Source organism: Streptomyces sp. NPDC050287 (assembly GCF_044459385.1).
Classification (GTDB): Bacteria; Actinomycetota; Actinomycetes; order Streptomycetales; family Streptomycetaceae; genus Streptomyces.
On the sequence record NZ_JBITIY010000019.1, the window covers coordinates 88732 to 111392 of the forward strand.

The following is a 22661-nucleotide window of genomic DNA, read 5'->3' on the forward strand; positions in this document are numbered from 1 at the left end:
CCTCCTCGCGCGACAGGGCGCCCGGTCAGTACGACTTGGGCAGGCCGAGGGTCTGGTGGGAGACGTAGTTGAGAATCATCTCCCGGCTGACTGGGGCGATACGAGCCACGCGCGAGGCCGTTATCAAGGAGGCGAGCCCGAACTCGCGGGTGAGGCCGTTGCCGCCGAGGGTGTGCACGGCCTGGTCGACGGCCTTCACGCACGCCTCCCCCGCCGCGTACTTGGCCATGTTGGCGGCCTCGCCCGCGCCGGTGTCGTCGCCGGCGTCGTACAGGTGGGCGGCCTTCTGCATCATCAGACGGGCCAGTTCGAGGTCGATGTGCGCCTGCGCGAGGGGGTGGGCGATGGCCTGGTGGGCGCCGATGGGGGTGTCCCACACGGTGCGGTCGCGGGCGTAGGCGATGGCCTGCGCGAGGGCGTAGCGGCCCATGCCGATCGCGAAGGCGGCGGTCATGATGCGTTCGGGGTTGAGACCGGCGAAGAGCTGGAGCAGGCCCGCGTCCTCGTCGCCGACGAGCGCGTCCGCGGGCAGTCGTACGTCGTCCAGGGTCAGCTCGAACTGCTTCTCCACCGCGGTCAGTTCCATGTCGATCTGACGGCGCTGGAAGCCGGGGGCGTCGCGGGGGACGATGAACAGGCAGGGCTTGAGGCGGCCGGTGCGGGAGTTCTTGTCGGACGCGGTTTCGGTGCGGGCGACTATGAGGGTGGCGTCGGCTGTGTCGACGCCGGAGATGAAGACTTTGCGGCCGGTGAGAAGCCAGTCGCCGGTGTCCGGGTCGCGGCGGGCCGTGGTGGTGATGCGGTGGGAGTTGGAGCCGGCGTCGGGTTCGGTGATGCCGAAGGCCATGGTGCGGGTGCCTTCGGCGAGTCCGGGGAGCCACTCGTGCTTCTGTTTTTCGGTGCCGAAGCGGGCGATCACTGTGCCGCAGATGGCTGGGGATACGACCATCATGAGGAGGGGGCAGCCTGCGGCGCCGAGTTCTTCGAGGACGATGGAGAGTTCGGCGATGCCGCCGCCTCCACCACCGTATGCCTCCGGCAGGTTGACGCCGAGGTAGCCGAGTTTGCCTGCCTCGGACCAGAGGGCCTGTCGGTCGTGGTTGCGGCCGTGGCGGTTGCCGAGGGCGGCGACGGCGGTTCGTAGGGCCTTCTGTTCTTCGGAATCCGTGGTGGGGGGCATGGGGCTCCTTCCCGGGTGCAGGTTGTGTGTGGTTGCTCGCGCACTTCCCCGCGCCCCTTAGGTTGGCTGTACTACCGCCAGCAGTTCACCGACCGTCACCTGGTGACCAGGCGCCACTCGCAGGGCGCTCAGCGTCCCCGTGACCGGGGCCGTGATCCTGTGTTCCATCTTCATCGCCTCCAGCCACAGCAGGGGCTGGCCTGCCTGTACCGCGGCTCCCTCGGTCAGGCCCTCCGCCACCCGGACCACCGTTCCCGGCATGGGGGCCAGCAGGGAGCCCGGGGCGTGCTGGGTCGTCGGGTCCGGGAAGCGGGGCAGGGCGGTCAGGGCGTCCCCGTTCACGTACACCTGGTCGCCGTACCGCGCCACCGCGAACTTTCTCCGCACGCCCGCCTCTTCGAGTACGACCAGACGCGCGTCGGCGTGGACGACGCGGACCCCGTCCGCCTCCAGGCCCGTCCTGGTGTGCCGGTAGTGGACCTCGATCTCCTCGCCCGCGCTGGTCGCGTAGCGCTTGGTGTGGGGCTGGGAAGGGACGTTGCGCCAGCCGCCGAAGCGGGAGCGGCCGTGGGTGTCGGAGAGGGCGGCGGCCAGGGGGGCGTGCGGGTCGGGGGTCGGCTGGGTGAGGTCGGGGAGGTGGCGGTCGTAGAAGGCGGTGTTCATGCGGGCGGCGGTGAACTCGGGGTGCCGTAGCGAGCGCAGGAGGAGGTCACGGTTGGTGACCGGGCCGTGGAGGCTCGTCTTCTCCAGGGCTCCCGCGAGTTTGCGGATGGCCTCCGCGCGCGTGGGGGCGTGGGCGATGAGCTTGGCGAGCATGGGGTCGTAGTGGACGCCGATGGTGTCGCCGGCTTCGTAGCCCGTGTCCAGGCGGACGCCGTCAGGGACGGTCAGCTGGTGCAGGGTGCCGGTCTGGGGGGTCCAGTCGCGGGCGGGGTCCTCGGCGTAGAGGCGGGCCTCGACGGCGTGGCCGGACGGGAGCGGTGGGTTTTCCGGCAGTTCGGCGCCTTCGGCGATGCGGAGTTGGAGGGCGACCAGGTCGAGGGCGAAGACGGCTTCCGTGACGGGGTGTTCGACCTGGAGGCGGGTGTTCATCTCCAGGAAGTGGGGTCTGTCGTCCGCGATCAGGAACTCGACGGTGCCGGCGCCGGCGTAGTCGACGGCCCGGGCGGCGCGTACGGCCGTGTCGTACAGCTCCTGGGTGAGTTCCTCGGAGAGTCCTGGTGCCGGGGCTTCCTCGATGACCTTCTGGTGGCGGCGTTGGAGGGAGCAGTCCCGGGTGCCCAGCGGCCAGACCGTGCCGTGGGTGTCGGCGAGGATCTGCACCTCGACGTGCCGGCCGCCTGCCTCGCCCCCGAGGTACGGCTCGATGAACACCTCGCCGTCGCCGAACGCGCTCGCCGCCTCGGCGCGGGCGCCTTCCAGGGCGGCGTCCAGGTCGTCGAGTCGGCGTACGACACGCATCCCGCGCCCCCCGCCGCCCGCGGCCGCCTTGACCAGGACCGGCAGGTCGGCCTCGGTGACTCGCGCGAGGGACGTGATCCCCAGCAGCTTCTTGGCGCGCGTCTTGGACGCCATCGCCTCGATCGCCTCGGGTGGCGGGCCGATCCAGCGCAGGCCCGCGTCGAGGACGGCGCGGGCGAAGTCGGCGTTCTCGGAGAGGAAGCCGTAGCCGGGGTGCACGGCGTCGGCTCCGGCGGCGAGGGCGGCCTTCACGATCAGGTCGCCGCGCAGGTAGGTGTCGGCGGGCGACGCGCCCGGCAGTCGTACCGTCGCGTCGGCCAGGCGCGCGTGCAGGGCGTTGTCGTCGGCGTCGGAGTGCACGGCGACCGTTCGGATGCCCAGCTCACGGCAGGTGCGGACGATGCGGCAGGCGATCTCGCCCCGGTTGGCGACGAGGAGTGTCGTGATCAAGGGGTTCCTCACATCCGGAAGACGCCGAAGCCGCCGCGCGTACCCTCGTACGGCGCCGTGTGGATGGCCGACAGGCACAGGCCGAGGACCGTGCGGGTGTCGCGCGGGTCGATGACGCCGTCGTCGTAGAGCCGCCCGGACAGGAACATGGGCAGCGACTCGGACTCGATCTGCTGCTCCACCATGGCGCGCAGGGCGGCGTCCGCGTCCTCGTCGTACGGCTGTCCCTTGGCGGCGGCCGACTGCCGGGCCACGATGGAGAGCACGCCCGCGAGCTGCTGCGGGCCCATGACGGCCGACTTGGCGCTGGGCCAGGCGAAGAGGAAGCGGGGGTCGTAGGCGCGGCCGCACATGCCGTAGTGGCCGGCGCCGTAGGACGCGCCCATGAGGACCGACAGGTGGGGCACCCGGCTGTTGCTCACCGCGTTGATCATCATCGCGCCGTGTTTGATGATGCCGCCCTGCTCGTACTCCTTGCCGACCATGTAGCCGGTGGTGTTGTGCAGGAAGAGGAGGGGGATGTCGCGCTGGTTGGCGAGCTGGATGAACTGGGCGGCCTTCTGGGACTCCTCGCTGAACAGGACCCCCTGGGCGTTGGCGAGGATGCCGACCGGGTAGCCGTGCAGGGTCGCCCAGCCGGTGGCGAGGCTGGTCCCGTAGAGGGGCTTGAACTCGTCGAAGTCCGAGGCGTCGACGACGCGGGCGATGACCTCGCGCGGGTCGAAGGGGGTACGCAGATCCCCCGGGACGATGCCGAGCAGCTCGTCCTCGTCGTACTTGGGGGGCGCGGCCGGACCGGGATCGGCGTACGCCTTGCGGTGGTTGAGGCGGGCGACCACGCGCCGCGTCTGCCGCAGGGCGTCGTGTTCGTCGACGGCGAAGTGGTCCGCGAGACCCGACACGCGCGCGTGCATCTCCGCGCCGCCCAGCGACTCGTCGTCGCTCTCCTCGCCGGTGGCCATCTTCACGAGCGGCGGCCCGCCGAGGAAAACCTTGGCACGGTCCTTGACCATGATCACGTGGTCGGACATGCCGGGGATGTACGCCCCTCCGGCCGTGGAGTTGCCGAACACGACGGCGACGGTCGGGATGCCGGCGGCGGAGAGCCGGGTGAGGTCGCGGAAGATCGCGCCGCCGGGGATGAAGATCTCCTTCTGGGAGGGCAGGTCGGCGCCGCCGGACTCGACCAGGCTGATGCAGGGCAGCCGGTTGGCGAGCGCGATGTCGTTCGCACGCAGGGCCTTCTTCAGGCTCCACGGGTTGCTGGCGCCGCCGCGCACGGTCGGGTCGTTCGCGGTGATCAGGCACTCCACGCCCTCGACGACCCCGATGCCGGTGACCAGGGAGGCGCCGACGGTGTAGTCGCTCCCCCAGGCCGCCAGCGGGGACAGTTCCAGGAAGGGGGTGTCGGGGTCGAGGAGCAGCTCGACGCGTTCGCGGGCGAGGAGTTTGCCGCGCTTTTGGTGCCGTTCCACGTATTTCGGGCCGCCGCCCGCCAGTGCCTTCGTGTGCTCGGCGGCCAGTTCGTCCAGTTTGGCGAGCATCGCGTCGCGGTGGGCGCGGTAGTCGGCGCCGGAGGTGTCGAGGGTGGAGGTGATGACCGTCAAAGGAGGGCCTCCGGGATGTCCAGGTGGCGGGAGCGCAGCCATTCGCCCAGCGCCTTGGCCTGCGGATCGAAACGGTGCTGGGCGGCGACGCCCTCGCCGAGGATTCCCTCGACGACGAAGTTCAGGGCACGGAGGTGGGGCAGGACGTGGCGGGTGACCCGCAACCGGCCGCTCTCGGGGATCAGGTGCCGGAAACGGTCGACGGTCAGCTCATGGGCGAGCCAGCGCCAGGCGTCCTCGGACCGGGCCCAGACACCGACGTTGGCGTTCTTGCCCTTGTCCCCGCTGCGGGCACCGGCGACGAGGCCGAGGGGGGCGCGGCGGGTGGGCCCCGGCGGCAGGGGCTGGGGCAGGGGCGGCTCCGGAACGTCCTCCAGTACGACGGTCTCGTGGGCCGGGGACACGGGGATCCGGCGTCCGTCGTGGAGGACGGCCACATGGCCGACGGCACCATGGGGGACGTACACATCCTCGAAGACCCCATAGGGTGCGCCCTTTCCAGGTGGCGCCAGCACATGGAACCCGGGGTAGCTGGCGAGCGCCAGTTCCACGGCGGCACCGCTGAGCGCCCGCCCGACGACCTCCTGGTCCGCGTCCCGTACGACGAGCCGCAGCAGGGCACTCGCCAGTTCCTCGGTCGAGGCGTCGGCGCGGTCGGTGCGGACGAGGTCCCAACGGATCTCGGCGGGCGGTGACTTGGCCAGCGCGTCCGCCATCTGTTCGCGCACCAGCGCGGCCTTCGCCTCGATGTCGAGGCCGGTGAGGACGAAGGTCACCTCGTTGCGGTAGCCGCCGAGACGGTTGACGCCGACCTTGAGGGTCGGGGGCGGGGCCTCGCCGCGTACGCCCTCGACGCGCACCCGGTCGGGGCCGTCCTGGGCGAGCCGTACGGTGTCGAGGCGGGCGGTGACGTCGGGGCCGGCGTACCGGGCGCCGGAGGTCTCGTAGAGGAGCTGGGCGGTGACCGTGCCGACGTCGACGAAGCCGCCGGTGCCCGGGTGCTTGGTGATGACGGCGGTGCCGTCCTCGTGGATCTCGGCGAGGGGGAAGCCGGGCCGTCGCATGTCAGGGGGGCCGTCACGGAAGAACGCGTAGTTGCCGCCGGTCGCCTGCGTCCCGCACTCCAGGACGTGTCCGGCGACGACGGCCCCCGCGAGCCGGTCGTGGTCCCCGGGCTGCCAGCCGAAGTGGGCGGCGGCGGGCCCGGTGACCAGCGCCGCGTCCGTCACCCGGCCCGTGACGACGACGTCCGCGCCCTGGCGCAGACAGGCCGCGATGCCGAACCCGCCGAGGTAGGCGTGGGCGGCGAGGCTGCCGGGGTGGGCGGCGGTGAGGTCGTCGCCCTCGACGTGCGCGACCCGGACGGGAAGTCCGAGCCGGTCCGCCAACTCCCGCACCCTGTCGGCGAGTCCGGCGGGGTTGAGGCCGCCCGCGTTGGTGACGATCCTGACCCCGCGCTCATGGGCGAGCCCGAGGCACTCCTCCAGCTGTCGCAGGAAGGTGCGGGCGTAACCCGCGCCGGGGTCCTTGAGACGGTCGCGGCCGAGAATGAGCATGGTCAGCTCGGCGAGGTAGTCGCCGGTGAGGACGTCGAGTTCGCCACCGGTGAGCATCTCGCGCATGGCGTCGAAGCGGTCGCCGTAGAAGCCGGACGCGTTGCCGACACGCAGGGGAGTCACCGGCCCGCTTCTTTCGGCGGGCGTCCGGTGCCGGGCGGGCCCGCGAAGGCCTGGGCGATGTCCAGCCAGCGGTCGGCGTCGGGGCCGTCGGCGCGCAGGGCGAGGTCGGCGCGGTGGGCGCGCTGGGTGACCAGGAGGCAGAAGTCGAGGGCGGGGCCGGTCACCCGCTGGGCGGCGTCTTCGGGGCCGTACGTCCACGGGTCGCCGCCGGGGCCGACGAGTTCGACGCGGAACGCGTCGGCGGGCGCGGGCAGGCCGTGCACGGCGAAGGCGAAGTCCCGGGCACGCACACCGATCCGCACCACATGCCGAAGACGGTCGGTGGGGCTACGGGTGACCCCCAGCGCGTCCGCCACGTCCTGACCATGGGCCCACGTCTCCATCAGGCGCCCGGTCGCCATGGAGGCGGCGGACATCGGTGGGCCGTACCAGGGGAAGCGGGCGCCGGGCGGTGCGGCACGCAGGGCGGAGTCGAGTGCGGTACGGCCCTCGCGCCACCGGGCGAGCAGTTCGGCGGGCGGGAGTCCGGCTCCCTCCTCCGCGCCTTCGTCGACGAACGAGTCGGGAGCGGCGAGGGCCTTCTCCGCCAGCGTCCGGAACGCGTCCGCGTCGGTCACCGCCAGCAGGGCCGAGTGGTCGGTCCAGGCGAGGTGGGCGATCTGGTGGGCGATGGTCCAGCGGGGCGCGGGGGTGTCGAGGGCCCATCGTTCGGGGCTCAACTCGGCGACGAGCACGTCGAGTTCGTCGCTCTCGGCACGCAGGTCGTCGAACACGGGCGTCGGGTCGGCCATGGGGCGAGCATGGCAGCGGGGCCAGAAACAAGCAAGCGCGCTTGCATGGATTTATTGCCGGGCCCCGGACCCCGATCCCCCCGGACCCGATGCCTCGGACCCGATCCCCTCAGCCTTCGGTCCTCTTCGCCTTCCCCCGCCCCACCTGCGTCCGTACCGCGCCCATGCTCGCCGCGATGACCAGGGCGATCGCGGCGGCCTCGGTGACGGTCAGGGTCTGGTCGAGGATCAGGAAGCCGGCGGTGGCGGCGATGGCCGGTTCCAGGCTCATGAGGATCGCGAAGGCGGAGGCGGGCAGGCGGCGCAGGGCGAGCAGTTCGAGGGTGTAGGGGAGGACGGAGGAGAGCAGGGCGACCGCCGATCCCAGGGCGATCACCGTGGGGTCCAGGAGCTTCGCGCCCGACCCGGCGATGCCGAGCGGCAGGAACACCAGCGCCGCGACCGCCATGGCGAGCGCGAGCCCGTCGGCCTGCGGGAAGCGGCGGCCCGTACGCGCGCTGAAGACGATGTACGTCGCCCACATCGCGCCCGCGCCCAGGGCGAAGGCCACGCCGGCCGGGTCGAGACCGGAGAAGTCTCCGCCGCCGAGGAGGAAGACGCCGGCCAGGGCGAGCGAGGCCCACAGCACGTTGATCGCGTGCCGGGAGGCGAGGACCGAGAGCGCGAGGGGGCCGAGCACCTCCAGGGTGACTGCGGGGCCGAGGGGGATGCGGTCGAGGGCCTGGTAGAAGAGGCCGTTCATGGCGGCCATGGTGAGGCCGAAGACGACGACCGTGCCCCAGTCCGCACGGGAGTGGCCGCGCAGCCGAGGGCGGCAGACCACGAGGAGTACCACGGCTGCCACCAGCAGCCGCAGCGCGACCACGCCGAGCGCGCCCGTCCTCGGCATCAGGGTCACCGCGAGGGCCCCGCCGAACTGCACCGAGACCCCTCCGGCGAGCACCAGGCCCACCGGGCCGAGAGAGCCGCGGCGGGGCGGGGCACCGACCGGGGCGGAGGCGCCGGCCGGCGCGGGAGTGACCGGGGTGGGGGTGGAGGGGGTGCTCACGGGGCCTTCCGGGGGCGGCTAGCAGGTGGCTGGATCGACGGCTCGAGGCCGTTCATCTCACTGTACGACGGAGTCCAGGGTAATGGACTCCGTCAGGTGCGTGAACCTTTTTTGCCACTGTCCCAGAAGCCGCCTTCAGGGGACGGCGCGGCCGGCGCGGTCGGTTTCAGCGCCGGGCCATGTACAGCCGCAGGGCCTTGTGCAGCAGCCGGTTGAGCGGGAAGTCCCACTCCCCGAGGTACTCGACGGCCTCGCCTCCCGCGCCCGTCTTGAAACGCAGCAGGCCGAGCAGGGGGTCGGACTCCTCCACGGTGTCGGTGATGCCCCTGAAGTCGTAGACGGCGGCGCCGAGTTCGTGGGCGTCGGTCATCATGCGCCACTGCAGGGCGTTGCTGGGCTGGACCTCGCGCTTGCGGACGGCGGAGGCACCGTAGGAGTACCAGACGTGGTCGCCGACGGTGAGCATGGTGGCCGCGGCGAGGACGTCACCGTCGTGGTGGGCGAGATAGAGCCGCATGCGGTCGGGGTGCTCGGCGGTGAGCGCGGTCCACATGCGCTGGAAGTAGGGCAGCGGGCGCGGGAGGAAGCGGTCGCGTTCGGCGGTCTCGGTGTACAGCTCGTAGAAGGCGGGGAGGTCGTCGTATCCGCCGCGGACGACCTTCACGCCGGCCTGCTCCGCCTTCTTGATGTTGCGCCGCCACTGCTGGTTGAGGCCGTGGCGGATGTCCTCCAGCGACCGTCCGGCGAACGGCACCTGGCAGACGTACCGGGGCTGGCCGGCGGCGAAGCCGTGCTCGCCGCCGGGTGCGGACTGCCGCCAGCCGGCCCGGTGCAGGCGTTCGGCGAGGTCGACGGCGCGTGGTTCGGTCGAGGTGGCCTCGACGTCACGCAGACGGCGGGCGCCCGGATCGGCGATCGCCGCCTTCACGGCTTCGGCGCTCCAGCGGCGTACGACGACCGGCGGCCCCATCCTGACCGTGAAGGCCCCCTGCCGCTCGAGGTGGGCGACCATCGGCTTCAGCCAGCCGTCGAGGTCGGCCGCGTCCCAGTCGATCAAGGGGCCCTCGGGCAGGTACGCGAGGTATCTCCGCAGCCTCGGCACCGGCCGCAGCAGCGCCAGCCCGGCTCCCACGAGACGCCCCTCCGCGTCGAACCAACCCAGGCTCTCCGCCCGCCAGTCCGGCTTCACCTCGCCCCACGACGGGACCTGCGCAGGGCTGGCGGAGGGGCGGGACGCGACGAAGCCGAGGTGCTCGTCGCGCGTGATGGTCCGGAGGCGGAGAGGCATGCGCAGGCTCCTTGACGTGGGTGATTTCGTCAGAGTAGGAGCCAGGTACGGCCGTCCCGGGGTCCGGACACCTCCCCCCAGCTCATCCATCACGTCCCTTCACCTGTCCGGCTCCCCCCTCACGTCTCCTCACCCTCCAGCGCCTCCGCCAGTACCTCCGCAAGGTGTCGTCCCCGCACTCCCGCCAGCTGCTCCAGTTGTGTCCGGCAGGAGAAGCCGTCCGCCAGGACGACCGCTGCTTCCGGCGCTTGACGCACCGCCGGGAGGAGCTGGTCCTCCGCGCAGGCGCTCGACACCTCGAAGTGGCCTTTCTCGAAGCCGAAGTTGCCCGCGAGGCCGCAGCAGCCGCCGCTGAGTTCACCGGTCAGGCCGGCGGCGGCGCGCAGTCGGCGGTCGGGGGCGTCCCCGAGGACCGCGTGCTGGTGGCAGTGGGTCTGGCCGGTCGCCGGGCGGTCGACGCGGGGCGGGGTCCAGTCGGAGGCGTGGCGCTCCAGCGTCTCGGCGAAGGTGAGGACCCTCGCGGCCAGGCGGGCGGCGCGCGGGTCGTCGTGCAGCAGCTCCGGCAGGTCGGTGCGGAGGGCGGCGGCGCAGCTGGGCTCCAGAACGACGACCGGGGCGTCGGTCTCCAGCACCGGGGCCATGAGGTCGAGGGTGCGGCGCAGCACGGTGCGGGCGCGGTCGAGCTGGCCGGTGGAGACGTACGTCAGGCCGCAGCAGACGCGGCCGCGGCCCGGCGTGAAGGGGTTGAGGAGGGCCGACCTGCCGTCGCCCACCTCTCGCCGCCCCCGCGGTCGTAGCGTCGGCGGCAGCGCCACCCGCAGGCCGGCCGCCTCCAGTACCCGTACGGCGGCCCGGCCCACGGACGGCGAGAGGTGCTCGGTGAAGGTGTCCGGCCACAGCACCACCAGCGCGCCGGAGTTCCGGGAGGCCCCGGCGGGCGCCCGCCCGCGCCACCACCGGCTGAACGTCTCCCCCGCCACCCGGGGGATCCGCCGCTCCCCCGCGATCCCGCCCAGCCGCTTCGCCACGGCGGCCGACGGGCCCACCGCCGCCAGCGCGTTGACCACCGCCCCCGCCCGCGTCCGGGACACCCACCGCAGCCACACCGGCAGCCACCCCATGCTGTAGTGGGCGGCCGGGCGGCGGCGCCCCTTGTAGTGGTGGTGGAGGAACTCCGCCTTGTACGTGGCCATGTCGACCTCGACCGGGCAGTCGGAGCGGCAGCCCTTGCAGGACAGGCACAGGTCGAGGGCGTCCCGCACCTCCACCGACTGCCAGCCGTCCGTCACCAGCTCACCCGCGAGCATCTCGTGCAGCAGCCGGGCCCGCCCGCGTGTGGAGTGCTGCTCCTCGCCGGTCGCGCGGAAGGACGGGCACATGACGGAGGACCCGGACCCGGATGTCGTACGGCATTTGGCGACCCCCACGCAGCGGCGGACCGCGGCCGAGAAGTCGCCGCCGTCGGCGGGGTAGCCGAAGGCCACGTCCACCGGTTCGCGCGGGAGGACGGAGAAGCGGAGGTTGGAGTCGAGGGGTGCCGGGCGGACCAGCATGCCGGGGTTGAGCAGGTCGTCGGGGTCCCAGACCGCCTTCGCCCGCTCGAACAGCGCCACCGTCTCGGCGCCGTACATCCTCGGCAGCAGTTCGGCCCGCGCCTGCCCGTCGCCGTGCTCCCCGGACAGCGAGCCGCCGTGTGCGACCACCAGGTCGGCGAGGTCCTCGGAGAAGCGGCGGAAGCGGGCCACGCCCGGCTCTGTCAGCAGGTCGAAGTCGATGCGGACGTGGATGCAGCCGTCCCCGAAGTGGCCGTACGGCGTGCCGCGCAGGTCGTGGGAGGTCATCAGGTCCCGGAAGTCCCGCAGGTACGCGCCCAGTCGGGCCGGTGGGACCGCGCAGTCCTCCCAGCCGGGCCAGGCCTCGGAGCCGTCGGGCATCCTGGTCGCCGTACCGCTCGCGTCCTCGCGGATGCGCCACAGGGCCCGCTGTCCGGCCGGGTCAGTCACCACCAGCGCGTCGAGGACGTCCGCCGCCCGCACGATCGTCTCCGCACGCGCGCGTGCCTCCGCCTGGGTGTCGCCGCCGGTCTCCACGAACAGCCAGGCGCCGCCGCGGGGCAGGTCGGCCGGGGAGGGCACGAGGTCGGCGGCCATGCCCTCGACGGTGAGAGGTCGGTGCGGCAGCAGGCCCGCCGCCGCTTCCGCCGCCGCGCTCTCGTCGGCGTACGCCAGCACGGCCAGCGCCCGCGCGCGGGGCGCCCGGACCAGTCGTACGACCGCCTCGGTGAGGACGCCCAGGGTGCCCTCCGAGCCGCAGAAGGCACGGGCGACGTCGGCGCCGTTCTCGGGCAGCAGGGCGTCCAGCGCGTAGCCGGAGATACGGCGGGGCAGCTCGGGGAAGCCGGTGCGCAGCCTCGGCAACTCCCCCTCCACCAGAGCCCTGAGGCCCTCGGGAGCGCCCTGCCACCCCTGCCCCAGCCGCAGCCTCGCACCGCGCGCGGTGACCACCGACAGCTCCCGCACACTGTCCGCGGTCGTCCCCCACGCCACCGAGTGCGAGCCGCACGAGTTGTTGCCGATCATTCCGCCGAGCGTGCAGCGGCTGTGGGTGGAGGGGTCGGGGCCGAAGCGCAGGCCGTGCGGGGCGGCGGCCTCCTGGAGGCGGTCGAGGACCAGGCCGGGCTGCACGACCGCGGTGGCCTCCTCCGGGTCGAGCGACAGCAGACGGTTCATGTGCCGGGTGAAGTCCAGGACGACGCCCGTTCCGGTGGCCTGCCCGGCGATGGACGTGCCCCCGCCGCGCGGCACGACCGGCACCCCGCGCTCCCGGCACACCTCCAGCACGGCCGCCACGTCGTCGGCGTCCCGCGGGGCGACCACCCCGAGGGGCACCCGCCGGTAGTTCGACGCGTCCATGGTGACCAGCGCCCGGGACGTGACGTCGAACCCGACCTCGCCCCGGACGGCCCTGCGCAGCTCTGCCTCGAGATCCGTCATGCACCCAGGGTGCATCCGACCACCGACGACGAGGCCGGTTGTCCACAGGGTTCTTGATCCAAGGGATCGGTTGTCCACAGGACCGGTTGCACCGCCGCAACCCGCAACCGGTCCCGCACCGCAACCCCGGCCGGACCGGGCACCACGAACGGCGCCGCCAACTCCCGCAGCCCACCCGCCCACCCCCCACCCGGCCGAAGGGCTCCGTCACGGCAGTCAACGAGCAGCCTCAGCAAAGGTCACCCATTCGACCCAAGAACTCCCGTTCCCTCCCGAGAGAGAAAGCCCACAACACACCCCAGGGCGCAGGAGGCCCTCCCGAACCAATCCCATCCAGCCGCCGCACGGTGCCCCCGGCGCTCACTCATGCTCACCAGAAGTCACTCCTACCCAGTACTCCGGCAGCAGTTACTCCCCCGCCTCCAGGCGGACAGCGCCGCGCCGGGGCAGACGTTCGGGCCGTGCACGAAGGAGATGTCATGCCGGGCCGGGTGTCGGACTCGGCGACGACGAGGGTCACCAGGCCGAAGGGACTGTCGGGCCCGGACCGGGTGCGCCCTTGGGTGAGGGGGGCGCTGCCCGCCGCTGTACGAGCGCTTCCCGCGGCTGGATCTGGCGGTCCCGGCGAGCGAGCTGCGCAACAAGCCGGTGGTGACCCAGAACGACCTCTTCGAACTGCCCGTACGACTGACCTCTCAGCCCCTGACCAGTCATAGATCCCCACAAGTCCAAACAGGTCCACGGGCCGGAGAAATCTTCGGAGAACTCGTCTCATCGAACGGACACGTTTCCGTCCGGTTTCGCCGAAGAGATACCCTCCGGCTCGTGGCCGACATCCAGATTCCCGCTGACATCAAGCCCGCCGACGGACGCTTCGGTGCGGGTCCCTCCAAGGTGCGCACGGAGGCGCTGGACGCACTCGCCTCCACCGGGACGTCCCTCATGGGCACCTCCCACCGCCAGGCCCCCGTCAAGAACCTGGTCGGTAAGGTCCGCGAGGGCATCTCCGAGCTGTTCCAGCTCCCCGAGGGCTACGAGGTCGTCCTCGGCAACGGCGGCTCCACCGCCTTCTGGGACGTCGCGACGCACGGCCTGATCGAGAACAAGTCGCAGCACCTCAGCTTCGGCGAGTTCTCCTCCAAGTTCGCCAAGGCCGCGAAGCTCGCCCCCTGGCTCGCCGAGCCCACGGTCATCTCCGCCGACCCCGGCACCCACCCCGAGCCGCGGGCCGAGGCGGGCGTCGACGTGTACGCGTACACGCACAACGAGACGTCCACCGGTGTCGCCGCCCCCATCAAGCGGGTGCCGGGCGCGGACGCCGGGTCCCTCGTCCTGGTGGACGCCACCTCCGGCGCCGGCGGCCTCCCGGTCGACATCGCCGAGACGGACGTCTACTACTTCGCCCCGCAGAAGTCCTTCGCCTCCGACGGCGGCCTGTGGATCGGCGTCTTCTCCCCGGCCGCGATCGAGCGCGCCGAGCGGATCCACGCGTCCGGGCGCCACGTGCCCGAGTTCTTCTCGCTCCCCACGGCGATCGACAACTCCCGCAAGAACCAGACGTACAACACCCCGGCCCTCGCCACCCTGTTCCTCCTGAACGACCAGCTGGAGTGGATCAACGGCCAGGGCGGCCTCGCCTGGTCCACGGCCCGCACCAAGGACTCTTCGACCCGCCTGTACGGCTGGGCGGACGACTCCAAGTACGCCACCCCGTTCGTCACCGACCCGGCCCAGCGCTCCCAGGTCATCGGCACCATCGACTTCTCCGACGAGATCGACGCCGCCGCAGTCGCCAAGGTTCTGCGTGCCAACGGCATCGTCGACACCGAGCCCTACCGCAAGCTCGGCCGCAACCAGCTCCGCGTCGCGATGTTCCCGGCGATCGACCCGGCGGACGTCGAGGCGCTGACCAAGTGCGTCGACTACGTGATCGAGAAGCTGTAGTCGAACAAAGCGGTCAGCCGCTTCCAGCGGTACGACGACGAGGGCGCCCGGTGACCACCACCGGGCGCCCTTTCGGTTCCCGGCCCCCGCCGCTCAGTCCAGGTCGGACATGTCGAGGACGAAGCGGTAACGGACGTCGTTGCGCCGGAGACGGTCGAGGGCCTCGTTCACGCGCGCCGAGGGGAGCAGTTCGATGTCGGCGGTGATGCCGTGCTTGGCGCAGAAGTCCAGCATGGCGGCGGTCGCGGGCCTGCCGCCGCTGCCCGCGGAGCTGAGCTTCTTGCGTCCCACGAGCAGGTCGGTGGTCTCCACGGTGATCGGTCCGAGGTGTCCGAGGTGGCTGAGCGTGCCGTCCATGGCGACCAGGCGCAGGTAAGGGCCGAGGTCGTGAGGGGCGGACACGGTGTCGATGACGACGTCGAACCGGTCGCGGGCGTCGGCCATCTGTTCCGGGTCGGTGGAGACGATGAGACCGTGGGCACCGAGACGACGAGCGTCGTCGGCCTTGTCCGCTGAGCGGCTGATGACCCAGGTGTCGGCGCCGAGCGCCGCGGCGATCTTGACCGCGAGGTGGCCCAGGCCGCCCAGTCCCGCCACCGCGACGCGGGTTCCGGGCCCCACGCCGAGGGCGTGCAGCGGTTCCCACACAGTGATCCCGGCACAGAGCAGAGGAGCGGCGGCGGCCGGATCGAGACCGGCGGGAAGAGGGTGGGCGAAACGGTCGCGGACGACGTACTCGCGGGAGTAGCCGCCCAGCGTGGTCGATCCGTCGTGCCGGTCGATGCCGTCGTAGGTCAGGGTCGGGAAGGCGTGGCAGAAGTTCTCCTGACCGTCCCGGCACATGGCGCACTCACCGCAGGAATCGACGATGTTGCCCACCGCGACCGGGTCGCCGACGGTGAAGCCGGTGACGGCGGGGCCGGTCTCGGTCACCACGCCCGTGAACTCGTGCCCGGGCACCAGCGGCCGGCCTCCTTCGCCGCCATGGCCGCGGGCCCTGACGGCGTGCAGATCGGAGTGGCAGACACCGCAGTAGTCCACCCGGACCGCGAGGTCGTCGGGGCGCAGATCGCGCCGTTCCAGTGGTATCCGCCGCAGCGTCGTCGACGGACCTTCCACCTGCCAGCCAACGGTGTTCCTCATGGCACTTCCCCTTACAGACAGACTGGTTGGTTTATTTGAGGTTAGGGCGACTTCGGCCATCAGGCAAACCAACTGTTCTGTTTGATAGCCTGGGGTCATGGCGGATCAGCCCCTGACCTCGCGCGGAGCCGCGACGTACCGGCGCATCCTCGATGTGGCGACCCAGGAGTTCGCCGAGCACGGGATCGCCGGAGCGCGCGTCGAGCGGATCGTGGCCGCCGCACGCACCAACAAGGCGCAGCTCTACGCCTACTTCGGCAGCAAGGAAGGGCTCTTCGACGCCATCTTCTTCGGCTCGCTGGAGCGGATCGTGAACGTCGTCCCGATCGACGCCGCCGACCTCGCGGACTGGGCCGTACGCCTCTACGACGAGTACCTCCGCCGCCCCGACCTCATCCGACTGGCCACCTGGGCACGCCTGGAGCGACGCCCGGCCGGGCATCTGGTCGACGACCGCGACCGCCTCGACGACCCCAAACTGCGCGCCATCGCCGAGGCCCAGGCCGCCGGCCTGGTACGGCAGGGAGACCCGTTCGACGTCATGGCCATGGTGATCGCCATGTCCATGGCCTGGTCACCGGTCAGCAATGTCTACGCGGCAACCGCGCAGGAGCCCCCCGAACTGCACGAGCAGCGCCGCACCCTGCTCCGCGAGAGCGTCCGCCGCGCCATGACGGCCGACCAAAAGGGCGTCTGATGTGGACGAAATGCCCCGAGCGTGGCGTGCCGCGAGGGAAGGCGCACGCTTGACGTGAGTTTTGCCGCGATGGGGATCCCTTTGCGCGGGCTTTGCCCGGCGGGGCCCATCGTTCGTCTGATCTTCCCTCACAACGCGCGGCCGGGTTCCCGGTCGGGCACCTAGGGTTACGGCGCTGCCACCCCCCGTACGTCCGTCACCGCTGTCCGGAGGACAGGTATGACCGCCGTCAAGGCCGCCAAGCCCAGCAGACGTCCCCTCGCCTCGCTCGCCGCAGCCGTAGCCCTCACCGCCGGTTCGATCGGCCTGTGGGCCGCGACCGGCTCCACCGCTCAGGCCGCCGCTCTCCCCACCCCCGACCACGTCGTGGTCGTGGTGATGGAGAACCACGCCTACTCGCAGGTGATCGGCAGCTCCAGCGCCCCGTACCTCAACAACACCCTCAAGGCCGGGGGCGCCAACCTCACCCAGTCCTACGGCCTCACCCACCCCAGCGAGCCGAACTACTACATGCTGTTCTCGGGCTCCAACCAGGGCCGCACCGACGACAGTTGCGTCAGCGTCGGATCCATCTCCAAGCCCAACCTCGCCTCCGAGCTGATCGCCGCCGGGAAGACCTGGGCGAGCTACAACGAGTCGCTGCCCAGCCAGGGTTCGACGACCTGCAGCAGCGGCAACTACGCGCAGAAGCACAACCCGTGGTTCGGCTTCTCCAACGTGCCGACGAGCACCGCGAAGACCATGACGCAGTTCCCGACCGACTACACGACCCTGCCGAAGGTCTCCTTCGTCGTCCCGAACCTGTGCAGTGACATGCACGACTGCTCCGTCTCCACGGGCGACACCTGGATCAAGAACAACCTGGGCGCCTACGCCACCTGGGCCAAGACCCACAACAGCGTCCTCGCGGTCACCTTCGACGAGGACAACAAGCTGTCCGGCAACCGCATCCCCACCGTCCTGTACGGGCAGCACGTCGCCGCCGGCAGCTCCAGCGCCACCACCTACAACCACTACAACGTGCTGCGCACCGTGGAGGACCTGGCCGGTCTGACCGCGCACGCGGGAAACGCCGCCTCGGCGTCCGACATCACCGGCATCTGGAACTGACGCCGGTGTATCTCGCGGACTCCCGCGGTACGAAGGCCGCCGTCGCCCCGGACTCCGGTCCGGGGCGGCGGCCGGCCGCCGTGCCCGCCACCGTGCTGGCCCTCGGTGCGGTCAGCCTCATCACGGACGTCTCCTCGGAGATGGTCACGGCCGTCCTGCCGCTCTACGTGGTCACGGCCCTCGGCCTGTCCCCCCTCGGTTTCGGTGTCCTCGACGGCATCAACAACGGCGTCGGAGCCCTGGTACGGCTGGCCGGCGGCCACCTCGCCGACCGGGGAGGCCGCCGGCACAAGGTGGTGGCGGGCCTCGGCTACGGCCTGTCGGCGGTGTGCAAGCCACTGCTGCTGTTCGCCCACACCCTCCCCGTGATCAGCGCCGTCCTCGCGGTCGACCGCACCGGCAAGGGGCTGCGCACCGCTCCCCGGGACGCGATGATCTCGCTGTCCACCGAACCCGAGCACCGGGGACGGGCGTTCGGGGTGCACCGCGCCATGGACACCACCGGCGCGCTGCTCGGCCCGCTCGTCGCGTTCGCCGTACTGCGGGCCACCGTCGACGGCTACGACGCGGTCTTCGCGGTCAGCGGCTGCGTGGCCACACTGGGCGTCCTGGTCCTGCTGCTCTTCGTGCCCCGCCGCACCGCCCCCGCCGACGCCGTACGCCTTCCCGAACCGCCCCCGGCGCTGCGCGACTCGCTCGCCCTGCTGCGTCTGCCGGGCCTGCGCCGCCTCACCCTGTGCGCGGCCCTCCTCGGCCTCACCACCGTCAGCGACTCCTTCCTCTACCTCCTGCTGCAACGCGAAGGGAACCTGCCCGCCCATCTGTTCCCGCTGCTGCCGCTGGGCACGGCCGCCGTCTTCCTGCTGCTGGCCGTCCCGCTCGGCGCGCTCGCCGACCGCGTCGACCGCCGCCGGCTCTTCCTGGCCGGCCACGGCGTTCTGCTGCTCGGCTACGGACTGGTGCTCTCCCCCTGGCACGGCGTCCCGGCCGTACTCGCCGTCCTCGTCCTGCACGGCACTTTCTACGCGGCCACCGACGGCGTACTCGCGGCCGCCACGGCGGGAGCCGTCCCCACACGGCACCAGGGCGCCGGGCAGGCGCTGGTGGGTACCGGCCAGGCGCTGGCCCGGTTCGGCTGCTCGCTCGTCTTCGGTGCGGCCTGGAGCGTGTGGGGCGGGCGGACCGCCCTCGCCGTCACCGCCGCCGCGCTGGCCGTCAGCGCCGTCGCGGCCTCGTTCCTGCTCCGTACCGCCGATGAGACCGATGACGCTGATGAGGTGTCCGCGTGACCAGAACCGCCCGTCTGACGTTCCTGCTGGCCGCCGTCCTGCTGCTCGGGGCGGTCGGTACCGGGGCGGTGCTGCACGCCGCCCACCGGTCGGGCATGCGTGACCGGCAGCAGGCGGACGGGCCGACCGTTCGAGCCGGTACCGTCTCGCTCCGGCCGACGACCGGCCGCCGACTCCTGGTACGCAACCTGGCCTGGGGCCCGCACCGGGACGAGATCGCCGCCGTCCCCGCCGACGACCCACGCGGGCCGCGCACCGCGTCGGGCGTCAAGTGCCTGCGCTTCCACGCGGCCGCCGGAACCGCCATCTGTCTGCGGGCCGTGCACGGTGCGCTGGAGGACACCTACCGAGCGGTGGTGCTCGACTCGCACCTGCGCGAACTCCACCACTTCCCGGCCGCGGGCATTCCCACCCGGGCCCGGGTCTCGCCCTCCGGCCATCTGGTCGCCTGGACGGTCTTCGTCAGCGGGGACTCGTACGCCGGCACCGACTTCTCCACCCGCACCGCCATCGTCGACACCCGCACCTGGGCGATCGACGACAACCTGGAGACCTTCCACATCACCAAGGACGGCCGTCCCTACCGCGCCGCCGACACCAACGTCTGGGGTGTCACCTTCGCCGACGACACCCGCTTCTACGCCACGCTGGCGACGGGCGGCCACACGTACCTCGTCCGCGGCGACGTGACGGCACGCACCCTCACCACCCTGCACCGCAACGTCGAATGTCCGTCGCTCTCCCCCGACGGCACCCGGATCGCCTACAAGAAACGCGTCGAGGGAGCCTCCCCGGACGCTCCCTGGCGCCTGTACGTCCTGGACCTGCGCACCATGAAGGAGACCGCGACCGCCGAGCAGCGCAACATCGACGACCAGGCACTGTGGTCCGACAACTCCACTCTGGTGTACGCCCTGCCGGGCGACTACGGCTCGGACCTGTGGACCGTCCCCGCCGACGGCACCGGCGCGGCCCACCGACTGATGGCCTCCGCCGTCGCTCCCGCGTATCTGGGGTGACGGACGGGCCGGGGCCGAGCGGGCTTCCAACGCTTCCGACGACGAAGGGCGCCCTGGGGGAGTACCGCGGGGCGCCCTTCGTAGCTCCTACTCCTCGGCGAACAGCTCCTCGGCGCTCGTCACGCTCAGGGAGCGGCCGAGCCAGGCTCCCAGCACGTCCAGATCGGTACAGCCCATGACCCGGCCCCGGACTGGGTCGGAGATCTCGATACCGCGCGCGCCGAGGACGCGGAGGATGGCCTCGGCACGGCCCTTGGCCTCGCCCTCGGCCTCGCCCTTGGCCCGGCCTGCGAGCCATGCCTCTTCCACGATCGTGCCGCTGCCGGGAAAGTTCGGGGTGTAGGTGGCCATCAGTTGCCTCCTACTCCTCGGCGAACAGCTCTTCGGCGCTCGTCACGCTCAGGGAGCGGCCGAGCCAGGCTCCCAGCACGTCCAGATCGGTACAGCCCATGACCCGGCCCCGGACTGCGTCGGAGATCTCGATACCGCGCGCGCCGAGGACGTGGAGGATGGCCTCGGCACGGCCCTTGGCCTCGCCCTTGGCACGGCCTGCGAGCCATGCCTCTTCCACGATCGTGCCGCTGCCGGGAAAGTTCGGGGTGTAGGTGGCCATCAGTTGCCTCCAAAGGTCACGGGCCGGGCCGTCGCCCAGGCCGATTTCAACATATTCCGCCCAGTCATCACTGCCTTCGTCCCGGCCCGCCAGCGCTGCCGCAAGCGCCTCCAGTATCGCAGGCAGACCCGGGTCCTTGGCGTGAGCGAACGCGGAGAACACGGCGAGTGGAACGTCCTCCGCGGCCTCCTCCGGATCGGTGATCGCGGACAGGTTCCCGGGCCCGAGCACCAGCGGGAACACGAGCATGCTGGTGTGGAAGCGGCGCCCGATCCGGATGGGCTCCGCCGCCCACGCGGCCGTCGCCTTGTCCCTGCAGAGCACCACGAGGATGGGCGGCAGCCTGTACTTGGCGTGCATGTGCGCCAAGTAGTACGTCCAGCTGTTGCGTTTGTCCGGGTCCGGCTTGCCCTGTGACTCGACGGCGAGCAGGAACCCGCCCTCGTCGTCGGGCACATGGACCCGGAAGATGCTGTCCACTCGACGCTCCATCGGCTTGATCTCGGTGAGATCGGTGTCCAGGAGATCGATCGAGGTGTAGTCGGGGAACGAGATGCCCGCCCGGGGCAGGACCCGGGCCACCAGCCCCGGGTCCTCCCGGAAGATCCGGTGCATCGCGTCGTGTGGTGAGCTGACCATGCGACGGAACGTAACCGGGAGAACACACACTCCACGGTCATACGGCCGCGTGATCATCCGGACGGGTGAACACACCGCTGACTCACGTCAGTTGCGGGCTGCTCTCACGTCGCCGTACAGCTCACCGCCGGCACACCCGCACCCCCGGGCGCGCCCCCGAACCCGAAGCTCGCCGTACCGCCCGGCGCGAGCGCCCCGTTGTGTGAGGCGTTCACGGCGCTGACCGTCGACCCGGACTGGGTGTACGACGCGTTCCACATGCTGGTGATCTTCTGGGCCCCGGGCCAGGCCCACGTCACCTTCCACGACTTCAGCGCGGTCGTGCCCGAGTTGGTCACCTTCACCTCGGCGTTGAAGCCGCCGCCCCAGTCACTGCTGACGGTGTAGGCGGCGGTGCAGGCGGCCGTGCCCCCGCCGGGATCACCGGGGTCGCCCCCGCCCGCCGGAAACCCCGGCGCCTTGACGCTCGCCAGATAGCCGTCCTTCACCGTGTCCACCGTCTGCCAGTCGTCCTTCAGAATCCCGCCCGTGTCACCGGAGTTGGGGTTCCAGGACCAGAAGGTCCAGTGGAAGGAGTCGGCGCCGTACGTCGACGTCGGCCGCAGGTAACTCACCAGCGCCGCCAGCCACTTCTGGTCGACCGTCGACGTCAACGTCGTACCGAACTCGCCGACCCAGACGGGGGCGATGTTCTGCTTGAAGATGTAGCCCCAGTACTTGTCCCAGATGCCGGGCATGTTGTCCGGGAACGACGGATCGCTGAACCAGCTCTGCTGGGCCACGCTGGTGGCGTAGTCGTGGGCGGAGTACACGACCCGGTTGGCCACGTCGAGTTGCACCGGGTACTGGGCCACGCCCATCAGGTTGCCGCCCCACCAGCCCGAGACGCCGTTGTACGTCTGCACGCCCTCGACGAAGATCAGCAGGTCGGGGTTGACGGAGAGCACCGCGTTGCCCGCACGCTGGGCGGCCAGGCGCCAGTCACGGCTCGTGTCGCCGCAACCCCAGCAGGCGGGGTCGTGGGGCTCGTTGTGCAGGTCGATGCCTACGACGGTCGGGTTGCCTTTGTAGCGGGCCGCGAGGGACTTGAGGTTGGCGATCCACGTCGACTCCGGGACCGCCGCCGTGTACCAGAGCGCCGACTGGCCGCCGGCGTCCGGGCGGTGCCGGTCCAGGATGACCTTGAGGCCGTCCTGGCCGGCGTACGCGACGATCTTGTCCAGTACGCCCAGCGGGTTGAGCCCCTGGAGGTCGGCGTTCTTGCCGCCGGAGAAGTCGATGCTGTCGGTGACGGCGCCGCTCTTGAGGATGTCGTCGCTGTAGGGGATGCGCAGGGTGTTGTAACCCAGCGACCTCATCTGGTCGATCATGCTCTTGTAGTCGCGGGACCACAGGCCGTGGACGACGTTGTTGCTGGTCTCGAAGCCGAACCAGTTGATCCCGGCGATCCGGACCGACTGCCCGGCCGCGTCCAGGATCTGACGGCCGCCGGTGTGCCAGTAGCCGGCGCCGGACTCCGCCGCGTGGGCCGTCTGCGCGCCGGCCCCCAGGGGTAACAGGAGCGCGGCCGCCACCGCGCACAGCGCTCTTCGCAAGCTGCGGAACATGTCGCTGCTTCCTCTCGGGAGGCGCGGGCCCGGAACCAGTGGGAGCGCTCCCACAACCCCGCACCTCCCATGGAAGTCAGACTGCATGAACGCGTCAAGAGGT

Annotated in this window: 17 protein-coding genes and 1 pseudogene; 6 read left to right on the top strand and 12 right to left on the bottom strand. The window is 71.5% G+C overall.

Annotated elements, in window-relative coordinates; genetic code table 11:
• Positions 1-25: 25 nt before the first annotated feature.
• The 8 genes from ACIBK3_RS41710 to ACIBK3_RS41745 all read right to left on the bottom strand — a co-directional run bounded on the left by ACIBK3_RS41710 (position 26) and on the right by ACIBK3_RS41745 (position 12497).
• Positions 26-1180, bottom strand: coding sequence for an acyl-CoA dehydrogenase family protein (locus ACIBK3_RS41710; protein WP_399373441.1), 1155 nt, complete (start codon positions 1178-1180; stop codon positions 26-28).
• A 57-nt stretch (positions 1181-1237) separates the two neighbouring features.
• Positions 1238-3091, bottom strand: coding sequence for an acetyl/propionyl/methylcrotonyl-CoA carboxylase subunit alpha (locus ACIBK3_RS41715; protein WP_399373442.1), 1854 nt, complete (start codon positions 3089-3091; stop codon positions 1238-1240).
• Between the two features lie 8 nt (positions 3092-3099).
• Entirely contained in the window at positions 3100-4740 is a 1641-nt protein-coding gene (locus tag ACIBK3_RS41720; protein WP_399373443.1) for an acyl-CoA carboxylase subunit beta, read from the bottom strand.
• Positions 4695-6377 (bottom strand): acyclic terpene utilization AtuA family protein, encoded by a 1683-nt coding sequence (locus ACIBK3_RS41725; protein WP_399373445.1) that lies wholly within the window; start codon positions 6375-6377, stop codon positions 4695-4697. The genes ACIBK3_RS41720 and ACIBK3_RS41725 overlap by 46 nt, the downstream gene beginning before the upstream one ends.
• Complete coding sequence (locus ACIBK3_RS41730; protein WP_399373446.1) at positions 6374-7168, bottom strand: TIGR03084 family metal-binding protein; 795 nt, start codon at positions 7166-7168, stop codon at positions 6374-6376. Before ACIBK3_RS41730 ends, ACIBK3_RS41725 begins: the two co-directional genes overlap by 4 nt.
• 109 nt (positions 7169-7277) lie before the next feature.
• Positions 7278-8216, bottom strand: coding sequence for an EamA family transporter (locus tag ACIBK3_RS41735; protein ID WP_399373448.1), 939 nt, complete (start codon positions 8214-8216; stop codon positions 7278-7280).
• 166 nt (positions 8217-8382) lie between these two features.
• Positions 8383-9504 carry a lipid II:glycine glycyltransferase FemX gene (locus ACIBK3_RS41740; protein ID WP_399373450.1) on the bottom strand — a complete coding sequence of 374 codons (1122 nt, stop codon included), beginning with the start codon at positions 9502-9504 and terminating at the stop codon, positions 8383-8385.
• Positions 9505-9623: 119 nt separating this feature from the next.
• Positions 9624-12497 (bottom strand): FAD-binding and (Fe-S)-binding domain-containing protein, encoded by a 2874-nt coding sequence (locus ACIBK3_RS41745; protein ID WP_399373451.1) that lies wholly within the window; start codon positions 12495-12497, stop codon positions 9624-9626.
• A 567-nt stretch (positions 12498-13064) separates the two neighbouring features.
• Between ACIBK3_RS41745 and ACIBK3_RS41750 the strand changes: the two are divergent.
• Both ACIBK3_RS41750 and serC read left to right on the top strand, forming a co-directional pair.
• Positions 13065-13187 (top strand): annotated as a pseudogene (locus ACIBK3_RS41750) (cytochrome P450); the annotation flags it as partial.
• A gap of 135 nt (positions 13188-13322) precedes the next feature.
• Positions 13323-14441, top strand: a complete 1119-nt coding sequence (serC, locus tag ACIBK3_RS41755) for a phosphoserine transaminase (protein ID WP_399373453.1) — start codon at positions 13323-13325, stop codon at positions 14439-14441.
• 93 nt (positions 14442-14534) lie between these two features.
• Here the strand turns inward: serC and ACIBK3_RS41760 are convergent, their stop codons facing one another.
• Positions 14535-15584, bottom strand: a complete 1050-nt coding sequence (locus ACIBK3_RS41760) for an NAD(P)-dependent alcohol dehydrogenase (RefSeq protein ID WP_399373454.1) — start codon at positions 15582-15584, stop codon at positions 14535-14537.
• A gap of 97 nt (positions 15585-15681) precedes the next feature.
• On the opposite strand from ACIBK3_RS41760, the gene ACIBK3_RS41765 reads away from it, so the two are divergent.
• The 4 genes from ACIBK3_RS41765 (at position 15682) to ACIBK3_RS41780 (ending at position 19699) form a co-directional block, all read left to right on the top strand.
• Entirely contained in the window at positions 15682-16281 is a 600-nt protein-coding gene (locus tag ACIBK3_RS41765; protein WP_399373455.1) for a TetR family transcriptional regulator, read from the top strand.
• A 219-nt stretch (positions 16282-16500) separates the two neighbouring features.
• A complete protein-coding gene (locus ACIBK3_RS41770; protein WP_399373457.1) occupies positions 16501-17391 on the top strand; it encodes an alkaline phosphatase family protein in 891 nt (296 codons plus the stop codon).
• A 5-nt stretch (positions 17392-17396) separates the two neighbouring features.
• Entirely contained in the window at positions 17397-18680 is a 1284-nt protein-coding gene (locus tag ACIBK3_RS41775; protein ID WP_399373459.1) for an MFS transporter, read from the top strand.
• The gene (locus tag ACIBK3_RS41780; protein WP_399373460.1) at positions 18677-19699 is read left to right on the top strand and encodes a TolB family protein; all 1023 of its coding nucleotides are present in this window, start codon (positions 18677-18679) and stop codon (positions 19697-19699) included. The genes ACIBK3_RS41775 and ACIBK3_RS41780 overlap by 4 nt, the downstream gene beginning before the upstream one ends.
• An 87-nt stretch (positions 19700-19786) precedes the next feature.
• Here ACIBK3_RS41780 and ACIBK3_RS41785 read toward each other — a convergent pair whose 3' ends face one another.
• From ACIBK3_RS41785 to ACIBK3_RS41795, 3 genes are all read right to left on the bottom strand, one after another.
• Positions 19787-20050, bottom strand: coding sequence for a hypothetical protein (locus ACIBK3_RS41785; protein ID WP_399373461.1), 264 nt, complete (start codon positions 20048-20050; stop codon positions 19787-19789).
• Between the two features lie 10 nt (positions 20051-20060).
• The gene (locus ACIBK3_RS41790) at positions 20061-20951 is read right to left on the bottom strand and encodes a hypothetical protein (protein ID WP_399373462.1); all 891 of its coding nucleotides are present in this window, start codon (positions 20949-20951) and stop codon (positions 20061-20063) included.
• 104 nt (positions 20952-21055) lie between these two features.
• Positions 21056-22558 (bottom strand): cellulase family glycosylhydrolase, encoded by a 1503-nt coding sequence (locus tag ACIBK3_RS41795; protein WP_399373464.1) that lies wholly within the window; start codon positions 22556-22558, stop codon positions 21056-21058.
• Positions 22559-22661: the final 103 nt, after the last annotated feature.

Coding starts and splice junctions, on each gene's coding strand:
- ACIBK3_RS41790 (WP_399373462.1), bottom strand. CDS start 20,951: ATGGTCAGCTCACCACACGACGCGATGCACCGGATCTTCCGGGAGGAC.
- ACIBK3_RS41740 (WP_399373450.1), bottom strand. CDS start 9,504: ATGCCTCTCCGCCTCCGGACCATCACGCGCGACGAGCACCTCGGCTTC.
- ACIBK3_RS41770 (WP_399373457.1), top strand. CDS start 16,501: ATGACCGCCGTCAAGGCCGCCAAGCCCAGCAGACGTCCCCTCGCCTCG.
- ACIBK3_RS41710 (WP_399373441.1), bottom strand. CDS start 1,180: ATGCCCCCCACCACGGATTCCGAAGAACAGAAGGCCCTACGAACCGCC.
- ACIBK3_RS41765 (WP_399373455.1), top strand. CDS start 15,682: ATGGCGGATCAGCCCCTGACCTCGCGCGGAGCCGCGACGTACCGGCGC.
- ACIBK3_RS41785 (WP_399373461.1), bottom strand. CDS start 20,050: ATGGCCACCTACACCCCGAACTTTCCCGGCAGCGGCACGATCGTGGAA.
- ACIBK3_RS41730 (WP_399373446.1), bottom strand. CDS start 7,168: ATGGCCGACCCGACGCCCGTGTTCGACGACCTGCGTGCCGAGAGCGAC.
- ACIBK3_RS41745 (WP_399373451.1), bottom strand. CDS start 12,497: ATGACGGATCTCGAGGCAGAGCTGCGCAGGGCCGTCCGGGGCGAGGTC.
- ACIBK3_RS41795 (WP_399373464.1), bottom strand. CDS start 22,558: ATGTTCCGCAGCTTGCGAAGAGCGCTGTGCGCGGTGGCGGCCGCGCTC.
- ACIBK3_RS41720 (WP_399373443.1), bottom strand. CDS start 4,740: ATGGCTGCGCTCCCGCCACCTGGACATCCCGGAGGCCCTCCTTTGACG.
- ACIBK3_RS41760 (WP_399373454.1), bottom strand. CDS start 15,584: ATGAGGAACACCGTTGGCTGGCAGGTGGAAGGTCCGTCGACGACGCTG.